This is a genomic window from Rhodopseudomonas sp. BR0C11, assembly GCF_010820945.1.
Classification (GTDB): Bacteria; Pseudomonadota; Alphaproteobacteria; order Rhizobiales; family Xanthobacteraceae; genus Rhodopseudomonas; species Rhodopseudomonas palustris_H.
Map to the genome: position 1 here is coordinate 1 of NZ_QTKI01000060.1, position 17,287 is coordinate 17,287.

Annotated in this window: 17 protein-coding genes; 9 read left to right on the forward strand and 8 right to left on the reverse strand. The window is 65.1% G+C overall.

Annotated elements, in window-relative coordinates; all coding sequences use genetic code 11:
- A partial coding sequence (locus DYI24_RS07415; RefSeq protein WP_164571830.1) for an ABC transporter permease occupies nucleotides 1-814 on the reverse strand: 814 nt, incomplete at its 3' end.
- Between the two features lie 164 nt (nucleotides 815-978).
- A complete protein-coding gene (locus DYI24_RS07420; RefSeq protein WP_164571831.1) occupies nucleotides 979-2,109 on the reverse strand; it encodes a M20/M25/M40 family metallo-hydrolase in 1,131 nt (376 codons plus the stop codon).
- Between the two features lie 251 nt (nucleotides 2,110-2,360).
- Here DYI24_RS07420 and DYI24_RS07425 point away from each other — a divergent pair, with 251 nt between their 5' ends.
- On the forward strand, nucleotides 2,361-3,974 hold the full coding sequence (locus DYI24_RS07425) for an ABC transporter substrate-binding protein (protein ID WP_107354560.1): 1,614 nt from the start codon (nucleotides 2,361-2,363) through the stop codon (nucleotides 3,972-3,974).
- A gap of 124 nt (nucleotides 3,975-4,098) precedes the next feature.
- Here the strand turns inward: DYI24_RS07425 and DYI24_RS07430 are convergent, their stop codons facing one another.
- Nucleotides 4,099-4,881 carry a class I SAM-dependent methyltransferase gene (locus DYI24_RS07430; RefSeq protein ID WP_205523417.1) on the reverse strand — a complete coding sequence of 261 codons (783 nt, stop codon included), beginning with the start codon at nucleotides 4,879-4,881 and terminating at the stop codon, nucleotides 4,099-4,101.
- A gap of 105 nt (nucleotides 4,882-4,986) precedes the next feature.
- Between DYI24_RS07430 and DYI24_RS07435 the strand changes: the two genes are divergently transcribed.
- Nucleotides 4,987-5,367 carry a winged helix-turn-helix domain-containing protein gene (locus DYI24_RS07435; RefSeq protein WP_164571832.1) on the forward strand — a complete coding sequence of 127 codons (381 nt, stop codon included), beginning with the start codon at nucleotides 4,987-4,989 and terminating at the stop codon, nucleotides 5,365-5,367.
- A gap of 29 nt (nucleotides 5,368-5,396) precedes the next feature.
- Here the strand turns inward: DYI24_RS07435 and DYI24_RS07440 are convergent, their stop codons facing one another.
- Nucleotides 5,397-5,795: a hypothetical protein gene (locus tag DYI24_RS07440; RefSeq protein WP_164571833.1), complete on the reverse strand. Its 399-nt coding sequence runs from the start codon at nucleotides 5,793-5,795 to the stop codon at nucleotides 5,397-5,399.
- Between the two features lie 137 nt (nucleotides 5,796-5,932).
- Between DYI24_RS07440 and DYI24_RS07445 the strand changes: the two genes are divergently transcribed.
- Complete coding sequence (locus DYI24_RS07445; RefSeq protein WP_164571834.1) at nucleotides 5,933-7,336, forward strand: aldehyde dehydrogenase family protein; 1,404 nt, start codon at nucleotides 5,933-5,935, stop codon at nucleotides 7,334-7,336.
- A gap of 231 nt (nucleotides 7,337-7,567) precedes the next feature.
- Here the strand turns inward: DYI24_RS07445 and DYI24_RS07450 are convergent, their stop codons facing one another.
- Nucleotides 7,568-8,203 carry a hypothetical protein gene (locus tag DYI24_RS07450; RefSeq protein ID WP_164571835.1) on the reverse strand — a complete coding sequence of 212 codons (636 nt, stop codon included), beginning with the start codon at nucleotides 8,201-8,203 and terminating at the stop codon, nucleotides 7,568-7,570.
- A gap of 483 nt (nucleotides 8,204-8,686) precedes the next feature.
- Here DYI24_RS07450 and DYI24_RS07455 point away from each other — a divergent pair, with 483 nt between their 5' ends.
- Entirely contained in the window at nucleotides 8,687-9,703 is a 1,017-nt protein-coding gene (locus DYI24_RS07455) for a CBS domain-containing protein (RefSeq protein ID WP_164571836.1), read from the forward strand.
- A gap of 49 nt (nucleotides 9,704-9,752) precedes the next feature.
- On the opposite strand, the gene DYI24_RS07460 is transcribed toward DYI24_RS07455, so the two are convergent.
- From DYI24_RS07460 to DYI24_RS07470, 3 genes are all read right to left on the reverse strand, one after another.
- Complete coding sequence (locus DYI24_RS07460; protein ID WP_164571837.1) at nucleotides 9,753-10,544, reverse strand: hypothetical protein; 792 nt, start codon at nucleotides 10,542-10,544, stop codon at nucleotides 9,753-9,755.
- 28 nt (nucleotides 10,545-10,572) lie between these two features.
- Nucleotides 10,573-11,505 (reverse strand): CHAD domain-containing protein, encoded by a 933-nt coding sequence (locus tag DYI24_RS07465; RefSeq protein ID WP_164571838.1) that lies wholly within the window; start codon nucleotides 11,503-11,505, stop codon nucleotides 10,573-10,575.
- A gap of 122 nt (nucleotides 11,506-11,627) precedes the next feature.
- Entirely contained in the window at nucleotides 11,628-11,951 is a 324-nt protein-coding gene (locus DYI24_RS07470) for a hypothetical protein (RefSeq protein ID WP_107354564.1), read from the reverse strand.
- A 262-nt stretch (nucleotides 11,952-12,213) separates the two neighbouring features.
- On the opposite strand from DYI24_RS07470, the gene iorA reads away from it, so the two are divergent.
- The 5 genes from iorA to DYI24_RS07495 all read left to right on the forward strand — a co-directional run.
- Nucleotides 12,214-14,037, forward strand: coding sequence for an indolepyruvate ferredoxin oxidoreductase subunit alpha (gene iorA, locus DYI24_RS07475; RefSeq protein ID WP_164571839.1), 1,824 nt, complete (start codon nucleotides 12,214-12,216; stop codon nucleotides 14,035-14,037).
- Nucleotides 14,034-14,978 carry a 2-oxoacid:acceptor oxidoreductase family protein gene (locus tag DYI24_RS07480; protein WP_107343376.1) on the forward strand — a complete coding sequence of 315 codons (945 nt, stop codon included), beginning with the start codon at nucleotides 14,034-14,036 and terminating at the stop codon, nucleotides 14,976-14,978. Before iorA ends, DYI24_RS07480 begins: the two co-directional genes overlap by 4 nt.
- Nucleotides 14,975-16,138, forward strand: a complete 1,164-nt coding sequence (locus DYI24_RS07485) for a 2-oxoacid:acceptor oxidoreductase subunit alpha (RefSeq protein ID WP_164571840.1) — start codon at nucleotides 14,975-14,977, stop codon at nucleotides 16,136-16,138. Before DYI24_RS07480 ends, DYI24_RS07485 begins: the two co-directional genes overlap by 4 nt.
- A gap of 1 nt (nucleotide 16,139) precedes the next feature.
- Nucleotides 16,140-16,970 (forward strand): thiamine pyrophosphate-dependent enzyme, encoded by an 831-nt coding sequence (locus tag DYI24_RS07490; RefSeq protein ID WP_107343378.1) that lies wholly within the window; start codon nucleotides 16,140-16,142, stop codon nucleotides 16,968-16,970.
- 14 nt (nucleotides 16,971-16,984) lie between these two features.
- A partial coding sequence (locus DYI24_RS07495; protein WP_205523418.1) for a 2-oxoacid:acceptor oxidoreductase family protein occupies nucleotides 16,985-17,287 on the forward strand: 303 nt, incomplete at its 3' end.

Sequence of the window (17,287 nt, forward strand, 5' to 3'; positions counted from 1 at the left end):
CGACAGTGAGGCGGCCGATGCCGGGCAGGTTGAACACGCTCTCGGTGACGACGACGCCGGAGATCAACAGCGCAAAGCCGGTGCCGATCACGGTGATCACCGGCACCGCCGCATTGCGCAGCGCGTGGCGCAGCAGCACGCGGCTCTCGGTGATGCCCTTGGCGCGCGCGGTGCGGACATAATCCTCGCCGAGCACGTCAAGCATCGCCGCGCGTGTCATCCGCGCGATTAGCGCGATGTAGATGAAGGACAGCGTCAGCGTCGGCAGCACCAGCCGCTCGGCGAACGGGCCGAAGCCGCGCGCCATCGGGCGGAAGCCCTGCACCGGCAGCCAGCGCAGCTCGATCGCGAAGATCTGGATCAGCACATAGCCGATCACGAACACCGGCACCGAGAAGCCGATCACCGACAGGCCCATCACGAAGCGATCGACCCAGGTGCCGTGTTTCCACGCGGCGACGACGCCGAGCGGAACCGCGACGATCACCGACAGCACGATGGTCGACAGCGCCACCGTGATGGTCGGCTCGATACGCTGGCCGATCATCTGCAGCACTGGCACCTGCGAGATCAGCGAGACGCCGAGGTCGCCATGCAGCAGCCGTCCGACCCAGGTGAAGAACTGCACGTAGAGCGGCTCGTTGAGCCCGAGCGACGTGCGGATGCGCATCAATTGTTCAGGGGTGGCGCTGTCGCCGGCAATGATCGCGGCGGGATCGCCCGGTGTCAGGCGCAGCAGCAGGAACACGAACAGTGCGACCACACCCATCACCGGGATGGCCGCCAGCAAACGACGGATCAGATAGCCGAGCATCGGCGCTCCATCATGGATTTGGATCGACGATTAGCGAAACTTATCCCGAAGATGCGGTTCGTCATCATCACCTGCGCTTGAAGCCGTCGAAATCACCCTCGGAGTTCAGCAAGTCCCGTGCCAGGGCTGCAAGCCGGTGCGATCTGATTTGCACAGGTCCGCGCTCACTCCAGCGTCGCGAGCAGTCCCGCCATCAGCCGGCCGCGCTCGGCGAGGCTGTCGATCTCGATGTGCTCGTTCAGCGTGTGCGCGTCGGCGCCGCGCACGCCGAGACCATCGAGCGTGGGAATGCCCATTGCACCGGTGAAGTTGCCGTCGGAGCCGCCGCCGGCGCTGCCGTGCGGCAGGCCGACGCCGAGCTGCGCAGCGACCGCGCGCGCCTTGTCGTACAGTGCCAGGGTGCCGGCATCCGGCTCCCACACCGGGCGGGTCACACCGCGCGTCACGTTGAAGGTGACGTCGCTGCTGCTGCCTTGCAGCGCCAGCATGCGTTCGACGCCGCGGTCGAGATCTGCCTGTCGCTTGGCCATGCTGAGCGCTTCGCCGGTGCAGGTGGTGGCGACGCAGTTCACCCATTGGCCGCCGTGCACGATGCCGACGCTGAAGGTGCAATCTTCCGTGGTCATCGCGTCGATCGCCAGGATCTGCTTGGCCATTTCCCGTATGGCGGAACGTCCCGACGACAACGTCGCGCCGGCGTGGCTCGGCTTGCCGATCGCCTCCAGGTTGAATCGCGCGATCGCGTAGCGGCCGGTGACGACGCCGTTGTCGGGGCGTCCGGGCTCCGGCACCAGCACGTATTTGTTGCGTGCCGCCTCGGCTTCGATGATGTCACGGGTCGACGGCGTACCGACTTCTTCGTCCGGCGTGAACAGGATGGTGATCGGCAGCGGCGTCGTGAACGCGGCGCGGGCGAGCTGCTTGATGGCTTCCAGCGTCAGGTAGTTGCCGCCCTTCATGTCGAAGATGCCGGGGCCGAACGCCTTGTTGCCTTCGCGGCGGAACGGCAGCTTCGCCAGCGTTCCGATCGGATGCACGGTGTCGAGATGACCGGCGATCAGGATGCCGGGTTCGCCTTGCTTGGGATGCGGAAAGCGCGCGCGCACGCAGCCGGCAAAGCCCTGGCGACCGGCGATGCGCTCGATTGTCGCGCCCATGATCGCCATCTCCCGCGCTGCGAGATCGAGCATGCGCTCCACCGCGGCGGTGTCCCAGGTCGGGCTCTCACATTCAACCCAGGCGCGCAGGCCTTGCAGCATCGTATCGGAATCGAATGGGAGATTTGCTGGGTTCATTGCGCACTCTCTGTTGGTGGCATTACGAGACTGATTACCGGCGGCTTTGTAAAGCGAAAGATTTTCGCCGCCGACTACGCGGCCGAGCGCCCGGCAGCGCGAGCCGGATGATTGACGCTTGGCACACTTAGTGCAAGTCTCGATTATCAGGATGTGGCAATGCGCTGATCGCGTGACGCCGCGCCCGGAGACTTAATGCCCTGCACAAGCAATCATCTGTGACTGATCAGTTTCAAGTCAGGAGAAATCGAATGTTCCATCCACCGCGTTGGATGCGCTCGGCCGTTGCGTCGAAATTCGCTGTGCCGGCGTTCGCGCTCGCGGCATCGATGACGCTGCCTGCGGCCGTCGATGCCAAGACGATCCGCGCTGTCATGCATTCCGACCTGCGTATCATCGATCCCGGCCTGACCACCGCCTACATTACCCGCGACCACGGCTACATGGTTTACGACACGCTGCTGGCGATGGACTCCAAGTTCAAGGTCCAGCCGCAGATGGCGGACTACAAAGTCTCAGACGACAAGCTGACCTACACGTTCACGTTGCGTGACGGACTGAAGTGGCACGACGGCACCCCGGTCACCGCGGAGGATTGCGTCGCCTCGCTGAAGCGCTGGGGCCAGAAGGACGGCATGGGCCAGAAGCTGATGCAGTTCACCGCCAGCCTCGAAGCAACCGATCCGAAGACCATCACGCTGAAGCTGAAGGAGCCCTACGCTCTGGTGCTGGAGTCGATCGGCAAGCCGTCGTCGCTGGTGCCGTTCATGATGCCGAAGCGGATCGCCGAGACGCCGGCCGACAAGCCGATCCCCGAGCAGATCGGCTCCGGCCCGTTCAAGTTCGTGGCGTCCGAGTTCCAGCCCGGCGTCAAGGCGGTGTACGTCAAGAACCCGGATTACATTCCGCGCAAGGAAGCGCCGGACTGGACCTCGGGCGGCAAGATGGTGAAGGTCGACCGGGTCGAGTGGATCACCATGCCGGATGCACAGACCGCGGTGAACGCGCTGCAGTCGGGCGACATCGACTTCATCGAAAATCCGTCGTTCGACCTGTTGCCGGTGCTGGCGCAGGACAAGGAGCTGACGATCGATACGCTGAGCCCGCTCGGCTTCCAGACCCTTGGCCGGATGAACTTCCTGCATCCGCCGTTCGACAATCCCAAGGTCCGTCGCGCTGCCTTCCTGGCGATGAGCCAGAAGCCTGTGCTCGACGCGCTGGTCGGCAATCCTAAGTACTACAAGGTGTGCGGCGCCGTGTTCGGTTGCGGCACGCCGCTCGAAACCGACGTCGGCTCCGAGACGCTGGTCAAGGGCAACGGCATGGCCGAGGCCAAGAAGCTGCTCGCGGAGTCCGGCTATGACGGCACGCCGATCGCCTTGATGGCGCCGGGCGACGTCGTCACCCTGAAGGCGCAGCCGATCGTGGCTGCGCAGCTGCTGCGTGACGCCGGCTTCAAGGTCGACGTCCAGGCCACCGACTGGCAGACCGTGGTGTCGCGTCGCGCCAGCCAGAAGCCGCCGAGCGAAGGCGGCTGGAATATGTTCTTCACCAACTGGGCCGGACCCGACATTCTCAATCCGGTCGCCAACGTCTCGGTCGGCGGTCAGGGCAAGAAGGGTGGCTGGTTCGGCTGGGCGGAAGACGCCAAGGTCGAGGAGCTGCGCGACAAGTTCGTGCGCGCGAACTCGCCGGAGGAGCAGAAGAAGATCGCCGAAGAGATCCAGAAGGAAGTGTACGAACAGGTGATCTACATCCCGCTCGGCCAGTACACCGCGCCGAGCGTGTGGCGCAAGGAACTCACCGGCGTTGTTTACGGCCCGGCAACTCCGGTGTTCTGGAATATCGACAAACAGGGCGACTAAGCGGTCCCTCCACGCCTCAGATGCTTGACCTCATCAGCGCGCCGTCCTGCGAAAGCAGGGCGGCGCTTTGCTCGGCGTCGCGATCGTAAGCGCGTCGTGCAAGGATCGACACACGGGCGCTCGGCTAAGCGATCGGGGTTGATACGAACAGGTAGAGCGAGCCGGTATAGGCCGCCTGGGTCCGGAGCGATCCATGGGCCTCGTCCCAAGCGCCTGTCTCCAGATCGCCGCGTAACCGAGCCACCGCCTGCTCGGCGATCTCATCGTCGACGAAGCTCCAGGCAGAACACGCGGAGCGCGCATCGCGTCGCAACAGCATTTCCGGACGGCCGTAATACGCCTCGTTGAAGCCATCGCGGCAATGCAGCGGGATCGGCACCGCGATCCGGTCGACCGGCGTTCCAAGGCCGTCGGCCAGGGCGGCGGCCGACGGATAACGCCGCGCTTCGACGGCCAGCACCTCCGGAGCGTAGTCGTTCAGCCAGAACGCCTGTACCTCTGCAGGGTCGCAAGAAAGCAGCACGATCGGTCCGCGGGTTACCCGCCGAATTTCCGCAAGGCCACGCGACAGATCCGACCATTGATGAACGGAGAATGTCGCCATCGCGGCGTCGAACGACTGATCGGGGAACGGCAGCGCTTCGGCGCATGCGTCGATCGCTCGCGGCAGATGGGCGGGCCGCTGCGCTCGCATCGATGCCGACGGCTCGACGGCGGTGACGTCGCGATCGGTCGGCTCGTACGAGCCCGCGCCGGCTCCGACATTGAGGACGGTCTTGGCCGCGCCGAGCGCGTCGCAAATCTGCGCCGCAATCCGCGGCTCGGGCTGCCGGAAATCAGCGTAGCGGACACCGACCTGGCCGTAGTCCGCATCGCCCGCACTTCCGTCCGCGTGTCTCAGCATCATCGACGCCCTCCTTTTCATGCTATCGTCAATCGATGTAACAGGATCATGACGCCGATCGCGCTGCTGCGGCGGCAGTCATCGCGTCCCTCCTGCGACCGGACATCCATGCCGCCATCTCGTTCGAAATCTCTTCCGACCCTCAGCATCCGGATCGACTTCGATCCGGAGGGGCGGATTGGTCCCGGCAAGATCGAACTGCTGGAGCGGATCGAGGCTTGCGGATCGATCGCTGCGGCCGGTCGGACCATGGCCATGTCGTACAAGCGCGCTTGGGATCTCGTCGACGAGGTCAACCAGATATGCGGCCAGCCCGCGGTCGCGCGCCAGACCGGCGGCAAGAACGGCGGCAGCGCTTCGCTCACGGCGTTCGGCAAGTTGCTGATTGAGCGCTATCGGATGATCGAACATGCCGCCACCGCAGCCGCGAAGCCGCATCTCGTGTCGCTCCGGTCGGATATCGCCAAGGGCCAAAGAGCAAAAAGCTGATCGAGCGACCGGAGTGGTGTTGACCTGTCCTAGTTCGCCAGGGTCGGAGCGTCGATCTGGGGTGGAGATGTCAGCGCGTGGCCGAGGTCGCTCTGCAGCGCCACAGGCATCGAAAAGCAGACGCTGAAACCGTCTTTGGTCCTGAGCGTCACCATGCCGGTTTCGGGATCGCTCGATCTCTCGATCTGCCACGATTCTAACGGGTAGGAGTAACGGAGCGAGCTGTCGCGGAAGTGCCTGCGCACGGCGTGCTCGATCAGTGACGGCAACGTCATTGCCAGAGAGCCGGCTTGCGCCAGCGGCAGCTCCAAACTCGCGTCCCGCCCCTTCGAATCTTTGAACCCCAGCAAAACTGTGGCGCCGTCGGCCGAGACCGAGCAATTGGTCAAGGCCTCGCTGGCGAACTTCAGATAGCTCTTCTCGACCATCCAGTCTCTCTGCCTTCTCATTCGGAGCGCATCCGACGACATCTAACCAAACGGGCACCGCCTCTGGATCGGATGTCGATACCGTGATATTCATCTGAATATAACGAAGCCCACAAGGGCAAACCAGGGAGGCGTCCATGCAGCCATTCAGTTTATTGATCGACGGCCAGCTCGTTGCCGGTGATGCGACGATGCCGGTGCTGAATCCGGCCACCGAAGAAATTCTGGCCGAATGCCCTCGGGCGTCACATGCCCAGCTCGACCGAGCGGTAGCCGCGGCCAAGGCGGCGTTCCCGGCCTGGGCTGCAACGCCGATCGAGCAGCGGCGGCAACTGATCGCCAGGATGGCGGACGTCCTTGAGGCCAACGCCGCAGATCTGGCACGGCTGCTGACCAGCGAGCAGGGCAAGCCGCTGAGCGACGCCACCGGCGAAGTGCTCGGGATGGCCGCCTTTTTCCGCTATCTCGGCTCGCTCGAGCTGCCGATGCGGGTGATCGAAGATGGCAACGGCCGCCGAGTCGAAGCCCATCGCCGCCCGCTCGGCGTCGTAGGCGCGATCATTCCTTGGAACTACCCGCTCCTGATCCTCGGCTTCAAGCTGCCGCCGGCGCTACTGGCCGGTAATACGCTGGTGGTGAAGCCGGCGCCGACCACGCCGTTGTCGACGCTGAAATTCGCCGAGCTGGTCAAGGACATCCTGCCGCCCGGCGTGCTCAACGTCATTGCCGACGCCAATGACCTTGGCGATGCCCTGACCCGGCATCCCGACGTGCGCAAGATCTCGTTCACCGGCTCGACCGCGACCGGCCAGAAGGTGATGGCGAGCGCCGCGCAGACGTTGAAGCGCATCACGCTGGAGCTCGGCGGCAACGACGCTTCGATCGTGCTGGACGACGTCGACCCGAAGAAAGTCGCACCCGGCATTTTCGAGGGCGCGTTCCAGAACAGCGGGCAGGTCTGCCTGGCGATCAAGCGGCTCTATGTCCATGAGGCGGTGTACGACGAGATCTGCAACGAACTTGCAACGCTCGCCAATACTGCGGTGGTCGATGACGGCCTAAAGCAGGGCACAAAGCTCGGCCCGCTGCAGAACAAGATGCAGTACGAGAAGGTCAAAGGCTTCCTCGACGACGCCAAGCGGAACGGCAAGGTGATCGCGGGCGGCGACGTGATGGACCGGCCTGGGTACTTCATCCAGCCGACCATCGTCCGCGATATCGCTGAAGGCTCGCGGTTGGTCGACGAGGAGCAGTTCGGCCCGGTGCTGCCGGTGATCAAATATTCCGAATCCGACGACGTGATCCGGCGCGCCAACGGCACCAGCTACGGTCTCGGCGCCTCGGTGTGGGCATCCGATCCCGACCGCGCCTATGCGGTGGCCAACCGGCTCGAGGCCGGCACGGTGTGGATCAACAAACACCTCGACATGGCGCCCCACATTCCGTTCGGGGGCGCCAAACAGTCGGGGATCGGCGTCGAGTTCGCCGAGGAAGGCTTGGCGGAATTCACCCAGCTGCAGATCATCAACGCTGCGGTTTAGCTTCTTCTACCGTGCAGTCGCGGGCTGGTCTGCGGCTGCACGGTGATGGTTCGGGCGCTGGGCCGTCCGCACAATACGACTGTCGTCACGTCAGGCGACGATCAATCCAATCCCCCGGCCCATCGGATGACGGGGCTTCGGCGGACTCAGCGCCGAACAACAAAAAGCCCGGCGCGAAGCCGGGCTCGATTGGCTGGGTGCTGTCCCGATCCGATCGGGCGCGCCCCCAGATCACTTGCGGGCGCAGGCGACCTTGATGGCGCTGGCGCTCGGGCTGCACTTCGCCGTCACCGAGCCGTCCTTGACCGTGAGCTGGTCGGCGAGCTTGGCGGCGCCTCCGTTGACGCAATAGGCCGAGGTCAGGGTCTCGTTGGCCGCGCAGGTCACCGGGCAGCCGTCCGAGGCGCAGCTGGTCGAGGTGACGTTACGCACCGCGGCGATCGCCGCCGGGGCCGCAGCAGCGGCCTGCTTGTCGGCGGCGGGGGCCTTGGTGGCAGGCGCGGGCGCCGGAGTAGTCTTTGCCGCCGGAGCGGGCGCAGCGGCCTCGGGGGCCGGCGTTGCAGCGGTTTCGACCGCAGCCGGGGCGGCGCTGGTTTCCACGGCGGCCGGGCGGGCATAGTAGCCGCTCGCCGACACCAGATAGACGAACAGGGCCGCGACCACGACCGCGCCGATCATGATCAGCGTCGTCGTCGGCAGCGCGCGGACGCGATCGACCGTCGAGCGGATTGCGGTGACGAAGGAAGCGGCATCGAACGAACCGCCACGGGAACGCATATCGTCGAAGGTGAGATACGCTGCGATCACGAAGCCACCACCGAACAACATGAGTATCAGCAGTGGACCGAGCGCGGAGAGATACTCCATGTTACGTCTTTCCATTCAGGGCAGGCCGGCGCGAGGTGTATAGGTTTCGCCTGCCGCAAGCTGCATTGTCGAAAATCAAATGAACACGCATATGCAACGGTGCGTTGAGGTATGTCAAAACCGCTCAGGCGCCGTCGGTCGAGATGTAGCACGGCAGGGGTCGTGACGTCATCGCGGCAGAAAGCACCGCAATTTGTTAGGGTTGACGATTAATACCTCGTCATTTGCCGAGTGCGGCCCGGCTTTCTCTATGGTCGAATGTCCAATGTCGGTGCGGCCTGTCGGCTCTGCGTCGATCGACCGCGATCAATGCCCTATCTGCAGCTTTCCGAAGCTGAGCGCACAGCGGAATATGGCGGTTGCTTGACGGAGATTCGCAAAAACCAGCTGTGACGCGGCAAAGCCGTCCCGCGTAGATCGCGCATCAGACCGCCATATACGCCGCATATCATTCGATAGCCCGCAACGTTCGAAGAGATTCCCATGAAGGCAGCAGACGTGATGACCACCGCCATCGTGACGGTGCAGCCCGACACGCCCGTCCACGCTATCGCCGAGACGCTGCTCAAGCATGGCATCAGCGCCGTGCCGGTGATCGACGGCGCCGGGGTGCCGCTCGGTATCGTCAGCGAGGGCGACCTGATGCCGCGTGCCGATAGCGATCGCGAAGCGCGTCACGATTGGTGGCTGCAGATGCTGTCGGAAGGCGAGGCGGTGCATCCGGACTACGTCCGATTCCTGAAGTCCGATACCCGCACCGCCAAGGACGTCATGGTCGGCCCGGTGGTGACGGTCGAAGAAACCACGGCACTCGCCGACATCGCCGACCTGTTGGTCGAGAAGCGGATCAAGCGGGTGCCGGTGGTGCGTGCTGGCCGCATCGTCGGCATCGTCAGCCGCGCCGACCTGCTCAAGACCATGACTGGGCTCAATCACACCGGAGCTGATCCCGTGCACGACGATCCGAACGCCTGGCCGACGCCGTCCGACAAGCTCGCGGCACTGAGCCGTCCCGTCGCGCCGCCGGCTCCGCCGCCGCATGATCCGGCGGCCGACGATCTCTCCGCCTCGGCGTTCCGCGAGCTGGGGCTCGAGCACGAGCACGAAGAAGACGAGAAGCGAAAACATGCCAAGGAGCTGGCGGACGAGAAGCATCACCGTCTCGCCAGCGACATGCTGGCCTCGCATCTGACCGACGAGACCTGGCAGAAGCTGCTGCGCAACGCACGATCCGCCGCCAAGAAGGGCGAGCAGGAAAGCCTGTTGTTGCGGTTTCCGGCAGAGCTGTGCACCGATCACGGCCGCGCCGTGAATGCGCCCGATCCGGAATGGCCGTCCACACTGCGCGGCATGGCCGCCGACATTTACTTGCGGTGGAAGTCGGAACTGCGCCCGCACGGCTTCGTGCTGCAGGCCCGCGTGGTCGATTTCCCCGACGGCATCCCAGGCGACATCGGCCTATTCCTGACCTGGGGCAAGAGCGAAGCTGAGCATCACTGAGGTGCCGTCGCTTTGGTTCTCGCAGTGACGGGGAAGACGCGTAGCGCTCTCAGATCTTGAGGTTGCGGTACACCGAGACCTCGCGCTCGCGCGCGAGGCGGGCGTCGTCGCCGGCGCGGATGCCGCGCCAGCCGTCGAAGAACACCACGATGGTGGTGATCAGTCCGGTGATCTTGCCGACCAGGAATCCGAACGGGAAGATCAGTCGCTCTGCAGGCAGAATGAATTGCGAGCCGAGGAAGATGATCACCGCGTTGGCGAAGTACGCGGTGCGGTACAGCGTCTGCTCTTTCCAGGCGCTGCGCGCATAGGGCCGGGAGCTCTTCTTCACCGCTTTGTTGTAACGGGGATTACGCAGCAGCCCGAGCAGCCGGCGCTTCTTCGGCAGTTGTCGCGGGCCGGCGAGCAGCGCCCGATAATTCTCGCGCATCTGAAAATGCGCGATCAGCGCCAGCAGCAGATTGAGCGCGACCAGCACCGCCTTCAATTCCCACACCGACAGCAAGAGCTGTGCGGCGAGGTCGACGAAGATCAGATGCGTCACCGCATTCAGCACGAAGGCCGAACGGTGGAACGCGGCGCGGTTGATGTTGGCGACCTTCTCGTCGATGAACGCGGCGCCCGGCTTGGTCTCGCCGAGCTGCAGCAGGACGGTGCGTTGCGCTTCGGTCAGTTCCCAGCTCTTGCCGAGTTCGGCAATCGTCACCGCCGGCGTGCCGCGTTTGATCCGGAACGTCGCCTTGGCCGACCATTCGGATACCCGCGTCAGCCAGCGCCGCGTCACCGCGAAGCGTGAGGTGCTGGTCGCCGCCTCGACGAGAGGGTGGGGATCTGGCTGCATCGTATCCTTCAGCGCGGCTCGATCGCCGTCAATCGCCGAAAAGCGGGTCCTCCGCAAGCTTGGCGGCGGCCTTGGCGGCCGCCTTCATCTGCTGTCTGATCTCGGCATCATCAAGGTCGGCGAGCTGCCGGGCGGCGTCGGGGTCCAGCTTGTCCTTGGCGCGGCGGTTGAATTTGCCGGCGAGTTTGCGGTGCACGGCGACGTCGTTGAGGGCGCCGAGCGCGTCGAGCAGCTTCTTCAGGTGCTTCCGGAACCGCTCCAGCCGCTTGCCGGCCCTGCCGTCGAACAGGCTTTCGAAGAAGCCGATCGCGTAGTTCAGCTTCTTGGCGGCGATCCGGACCCGATGCCGCTCCTCGTCATCGAGCTGCTCCAGCTTCTCCAGGCGCTTGTTGAGCTTGCGGGCGCGGCGGGCCAGCACCTGTTCGGCGAATGCGACCGCTGACGGGCGGTCCGCGCCGGCCGCCGCCTTGGTCCATTCGCCCGCCTCGATCCAGCGCTTCAGATCGTCCAAGAGCTCGCGGAAGCGCTGCAGCTCGACGGTGGCGCTGGCGCTGTCGAACGCGGCGCCGCGGTCCGAGCCGAGCCGCTTCAGGAAGGCCGGCGAACCGGTGCCGAGCTGAGCGCTCTTAATTTTGACTTCCAGGAGGTGCAGGTCGCGCGCCGGAGCCAGCCGTCCGGCCAGCCACTTCAGCTCGCGCTTCATCCGCTGGGTGTCGCGGCCGTCGATCAGCTCGGCGAACACCGAGATCGCGGCCCGCATCCGCCGCAAGCCGATCCGCATCTGGTGAACGCCGGTCGGATCGCGTCGCCGCACCTTAGGTTGCTGCGCGGCGATCAGGCGTAGCAATTCGGTCGCAATGGCTCGGAATGCCTCGCCGCTGCCGGCGTCTTGCGACAGAACAATGTCATGGGCCAGGCCGGGGCTCGGCTTGGCCGCAGGTTTCTTGAGAACTCGACGCATTGTGTCCCACGCGGGCGAAAGAAGCTCACCGCCCGCGGTATCCTAGCAGATTTACGCGCCGATGACGCCGCGTCGCGGCAAGGCCGAGGGGTGCTAAATCCGCGCACCGCGATGGCGGTCGGTCAGGCCCGCTTCAGAACTTCCAACGGGTAGCCGATCAGCTTGGCCACCGCATACGCAATGCCCATGCCGATCAGCGCCGCGACCGCCTGACCGCCGTAGTACCAAGCGGCCGACGGCGGGAAGGGCATCAATTGCGTCGCAAGATCAAGGCACCACAGGATCGCGCCGACACCGACGCCCATCACGATGACCAGCTGGATGCGCTGTACCGCGGCTTCGATCCGTGCCATCCGCGCTTCGACGTGCTTGTCCGGTCCGCGCTCCGGCGCCGGTTTGCTCGGAGCCGGGGTGTTCTGGACGCTGTCCGGAGCCGTCGTCGTCATGCCGTCCTCACTGTTCGTCTAAAGTCCAACTATCCACGCGATCGCCTTGGCAATCCGCTCTTGCGTAGCAGTAATCGTCGCTGCACTGCACAGAATTGACTCAGCACAAAAGCACTACCGCAAACGCGTAGTGATCATGCTGATCGATAACTGTCGAGCCCGTTGACTTAGCGCAAATACGACCGAAGGTAAATTTGGGAAAGAGAGCCCCTTTACAGCAGTTCTAATCGCCGCAGCGGCGTGCGCTTGGGGGGAGCTCGTGATGCATACACCTTGGCAAGCCGCCACCGCTCTAAAGGCCGAAGCCAAAGAGCTTCGCCCGCTCACCGGTAACGAGGCGATCGCGCGGGCCGCGTGGGAAGCCGGTGTGCGTGTCGCGGCTGCTTATCCTGGTACGCCCAGCACCGAGGTTCTCGAGAATCTTGCGACCTATCCGGTCGAGGATCTGCACGCGCAGTGGTCGACCAACGAAAAGGTCGCGCTCGACGTCGCGATGGGCGCGTCATTCGCCGGCAGCCGCGCGCTGTGCGCGATGAAGCATGTCGGCCTCAACGTGGCGGCCGACGCCTTCATGACCGCGACTTATATCGGCGTGAACGGTGGCCTGGTGCTGATCGTCTGCGACGACCCCGGCATTCACTCTTCGCAGAATGAACAGGATAGCCGGATCTACGGCCAGCTCGCCAATATCCCGGTGCTGGAGCCAAGCGACGCGCAGGAAGCTTACGACTTCACCAAGCTGGCGTTCGAGATCTCCGAGCAGTTCGATACGCCGGTGATTGTGCGCAGCACCACGCGTCTGTCCCACACCCGCAGCACGGTGTCGGTGGGCGAGCGCGTCGAAGTGCCGGCGCGCGTCTTCCTGGAGCGCCCGTCGAAGAACGTGATGATCCCGGCGCATGCCCGCGGCCGGCATCTGTTCGTGCTCGAGCGAGAAACCAAGCTGAAGGACTATCTCGCCACCGCGGACATCACCCGGATCGAGAGGGGCGATACCAAGTTCGGCGTCATCACCGCCGGCACCTGCTATCCTTATCTCCGCGAAGTGCTGCCGAACGCGACCGTGCTGAAGCTCGGCGCCTCTTGGCCGTTGCCCGACACGCTGCTGCGCGAATTCTGCGCGTCGGTCGAGCAGGTGTTCGTGGTCGAGGAGCTCGAGCCGATCATCGAGAAAGAGGTCGCCTCGCTCGGCATCAAGGTCGAAGGCAAGCGGCTGTTTCCGCGTGCCGGCGAGTTCTCGCCCGAAGTTGTCCGCGCTGGGTTCGTTCAGGCCGGCCTATTGCCGGCACCGCCGTCCTACAACGCATGGGTGCCGGAGCCGGTGGTGCGTCCGCCGGTGCTGTGCGCCGGTTGCCCACATACGTCGAGCTTCATGGCGGTGCGCGCCTCCGGCGCCCGTGTCGCCGGCGACATCGGCTGCTACACGCTGGCGGTGCTCGATCCGCTGCGCGGCATCGACACCTGCGTCGCGATGGGCTCTTCGATCGGCAACGCCATCGGCATGGCGAAGGCCGGCGAGACCAAGCCGGTGGTGGCCACCATCGGCGACTCGACCTTCCTGCACGCCGGCCTGCCGGCGCTGATCGACGCGGTCTACAACCAAGCCAATATCGCCGTGGTGCTGCTCGACAATCACATCACGGCGATGACCGGCGGTCAGGAGCATCCCGGCACGGGCAAGACGTTGCGGGGCGAACCCGCGCCGCAGGTCGACTACGAGGCGCTGATCAAGGCTTGCGGCGTCAAATGGGTGAAGAAGGTCGACTCCTACGATCTCGCCGCCACCCATCAGGCGCTCCGCGAGGCAATCAACTATCGCGGCGTCGCGGTGCTGATCTCGAACCGGCCGTGCGTGCTCGATCCGATCAAGATCAAGGGGCCGCCGCTGGAAATCATCACCAGCCAGTGCACCGCCTGCCAGTCCTGCATGAATCTCGGCTGCCCGGCTCTGACCTGGAGCGATGAGTGGTTCGAAGGGCGGCACCGGGTGAAGATCGATCCGGCGCTGTGCATCGGCTGCACGCTGTGCGCCCAGGTCTGCACCATCGACTGCATCAAGATCGCGAGCCCGGCGGTGACGCAATGAACGAGCAGAGCAACATCGCAGTGAATGCGGAGAGTGAGCCGGTGGCGTTCAACGCGGCGCTGGCGGAGCCCACCAATGTGCTGATCGTCGGCGTCGGCGGCCAGGGCGTGATCATGGTGTCGAAGGTGCTGGCGTCGCTGGCGCAGGCGCACGGCTACGAGGTCAAGCAGAGCGAAGTGCACGGCATGGCCAAGCGTGGCGGCACCGTGTTCAGCCACGTCCGGTTCGGGCCGCGGGTCTGGTCGCCGACCATCGCCAAGGGCGAGGCCGACGTGCTGATCGCGCTGGAATGGGCCGAGGGCCTGCGCTGGCTGCCGCATCTGAAGCGCGACACCGGCGTGTTCATCTGCGACACCAAGCGGATCGTGCCGCCGTTCGCCTGCCTCAGCCGCCGTCCCGGCGCGCCGATGCGTTACTCGACCGAGACCGCCGAACAAGTCGCGGCCTACGTGTCCGAAGCCTACGCGATCGATGCCACCAAGATGGCCGAGGAACTCGGCAACGAGCGCGCCGCCAACGTCGTGTTGCTCGGTGCGTTGTCGACCGTGCTCGAATTCGCGCTGCCGGAGTGGGAAAAGACCGTCACCGCCTTCGTGCCGAAGAAGACAATTGCGGTGAATTCGGCCGCGTTCGAACTCGGCCGCAACTGGATTGCGGACGCCAAGAGCGAGTCGCCGTCCGCCGATGCTGCGCCTGCGGCGGCACCGGCGCATACGCCATATCAGCCCCGGCTCGAGATCACCGATGCCTGGTGCAAGAGCTGCGAGATCTGCGTCAAGCTGTGTCCCGAGCGCTGTCTGAAGCTCAATGCCGACCGCGTCGTCGAACTGGTGGCGCCGGAAAAATGCACCGGCTGCCGGCTGTGCGAATGGCTGTGCCCGGATTTCGCGATCCGAGTCCATCTCGACACTGAAGCGCCCGCGATGGAGGCCGCGCAATGAACGCGCCGGATCGTCACGTCCCCAAAGCCGCTGCTGCCAAGCTGCTGTCCGGTAACGCCGCCTGTGCCCAGGGCGCAATCGACGCCGGCTGCAAGTTTTTCGCCGGCTATCCGATCACCCCGTCGTCGGAAATTGCCGAGCGGCTGTCGACCATGCTGCCGGCAGCTGGCGGCGTGTTTATCCAGATGGAAGACGAGATCGCTGCGATGGCCGCGGTCGTCGGCGCCTCGATGGGCGGCGTCAAATCGCTGACCGCGACCTCCGGCCCCGGCTTTTCGCTGAAGCAGGAAAATATCGGTTACGCTGCCGGCGCCGAGATTCCCTGTGTGATCGTCAACGTGATGCGCGGCGGTCCGTCGACCGGCATGCCGACGCGGCCGTCGCAGGCTGACATCTTCCAGACCCGCTACGGCAGCCACGGCGACTATCCGATGATCGTGCTGGCGCCGGCCTCGGCACGCGAGATCTACGACGAGACCATTCGCGCCTTCGATCTTGCCGAGCTGTGCCGCACGCCGGTGATCCTGCTGTACGACCAGGTGATCGCGCAGTCGTCCGAGACCGTGGCGCTTGGCGGCCGCACGTCGGTGCACGCGACCCGCAAATGGGCGAGCGGCCCGCGCGAGGCTTACAAGCCCTACGCGGCCGATGCCGATCTGGTGCCGCCGATGCCGCGTCCGGGTGACGGCTATCGCACCCATACCACCGGCCTGACGCATAGCGAGACCGGCTTCCCGAGCCAGGACCCTGAGACCGTGACGCGGAATCTCGGCCGGCTTTATGCCAAGCTCGACCGGCATCGCGATCTGATCGACAGCTACGAAGCCGTGCGCTGCGAAGACGCCGAGGTGGTGATTGTTGCGATCGGCATCAGCGCCCGCGCGGCTCGTCGCGCGGTCGATGCCTGCCGCGCCGAAGGCAAGAAGGTCGGGCTGTTCCGCCCGGTCACGCTGTGGCCATTCCCGGAGATCGCGCTGCGCGAGGCGACCCGGAACGCCAAGGCGATCCTGGTGCCGGAGCTCAACATCGGCCAGCTGCGGCTCGAGATCGAGCGTCAGCTTCGCGACCGCCGCGTCGAAGGCCTGCATCTGATCAGCGGTGAACCGATTACGCCGGCGCAGATCGCAGCCGCTGCTACCAAGCTCACTTCGGAGGTCTGAGATGTTCCGCGACGCGCCGCATTTCGACGTCCGCGATTATCTTCGCAAGGAGATGATGCCGCACTTTCTCTGCCCGGGCTGCGGCCACGGCATGGCGTTGCGCGCGCTGCTATGGGCGATCCACGAGCTGAATATCGACCGCGACAAGCTCGCGGTGGTGTCGGGCATCGGCTGCGCTGGACGGCTGTCGGCTTATATCGACGCCAACACCTTCCACACCACGCACGGCCGCCCGCTGGCCTATGCGACCGGTCTCGCTCTGGCGCGACCCGACCTGCACGTCGTGGTGATCTCCGGCGACGGCGACTGTCTGGCGATCGGCGGCAATCATCTGATCCACGCCTGCCGCCGCAATCTCAAGCTCACCTGCCTGATGCTCAACAACGAGATCTACGGCATGACCGGCGGTCAAGTGTCGCCGACCACGTCGGAGACGCGGCTGACCACCACCACGCCGCATGGCAATTCCGAGCCGAATTTCGACGCCTGCGCGCTGGCGACCGCCGCCGGTGCGGGCTTCGTCGGACGCGAAGTCACCCGGCACGTGCCGAAGCTGAAAGAGCTGATCAAGGCCGGCCTGCAGCATCCGGGCTTTGCCTTCGTCGAAGTGGTGTCGGACTGCACCGAAGTCTACGGCCGCAAGAACGACATGGGCTCCTCGGCCGAGATGGTGCTGCGGCAGAAGAGCGAGATGCGCCCGAGCGCGTATCGCGACAGCGTCGACGAGCCGTTCCGTTCGACCGATTTGCCGACCGGCATTCTGGCCCAGAACAATCGGCCGGAATACGGCGCGGCGCTGCGTGCCGCCGCCGCAGCGCGCGCCGCCAAGTGACGGGGAGACCAGCTATGTCGACATCCCGCATCGAATTGCGCTTCGGCGGCACCGGCGGCCAGGGCCTGCTGCTCAGCGCCAAGCTGCTCGCCGACGCGCTGGCGCTGGAAGGCCGCCACGTCGCGCAGTCGCAGACCTATGAGCCGACCTCGCGCGGCGGCTTCTGCAATGCCGACCTCGTCGTCGCCCATGGCGAGGTCGATTATCCGCTGCCGATCGAATTCGACCATCTGGTTCTGCTGGACAAGATCGCGATCAAGCCGTCCTGGCCGAAGCTCAAGGCCGGCGCGCTGGTGATTTCCGACGTCCGGCTGTAC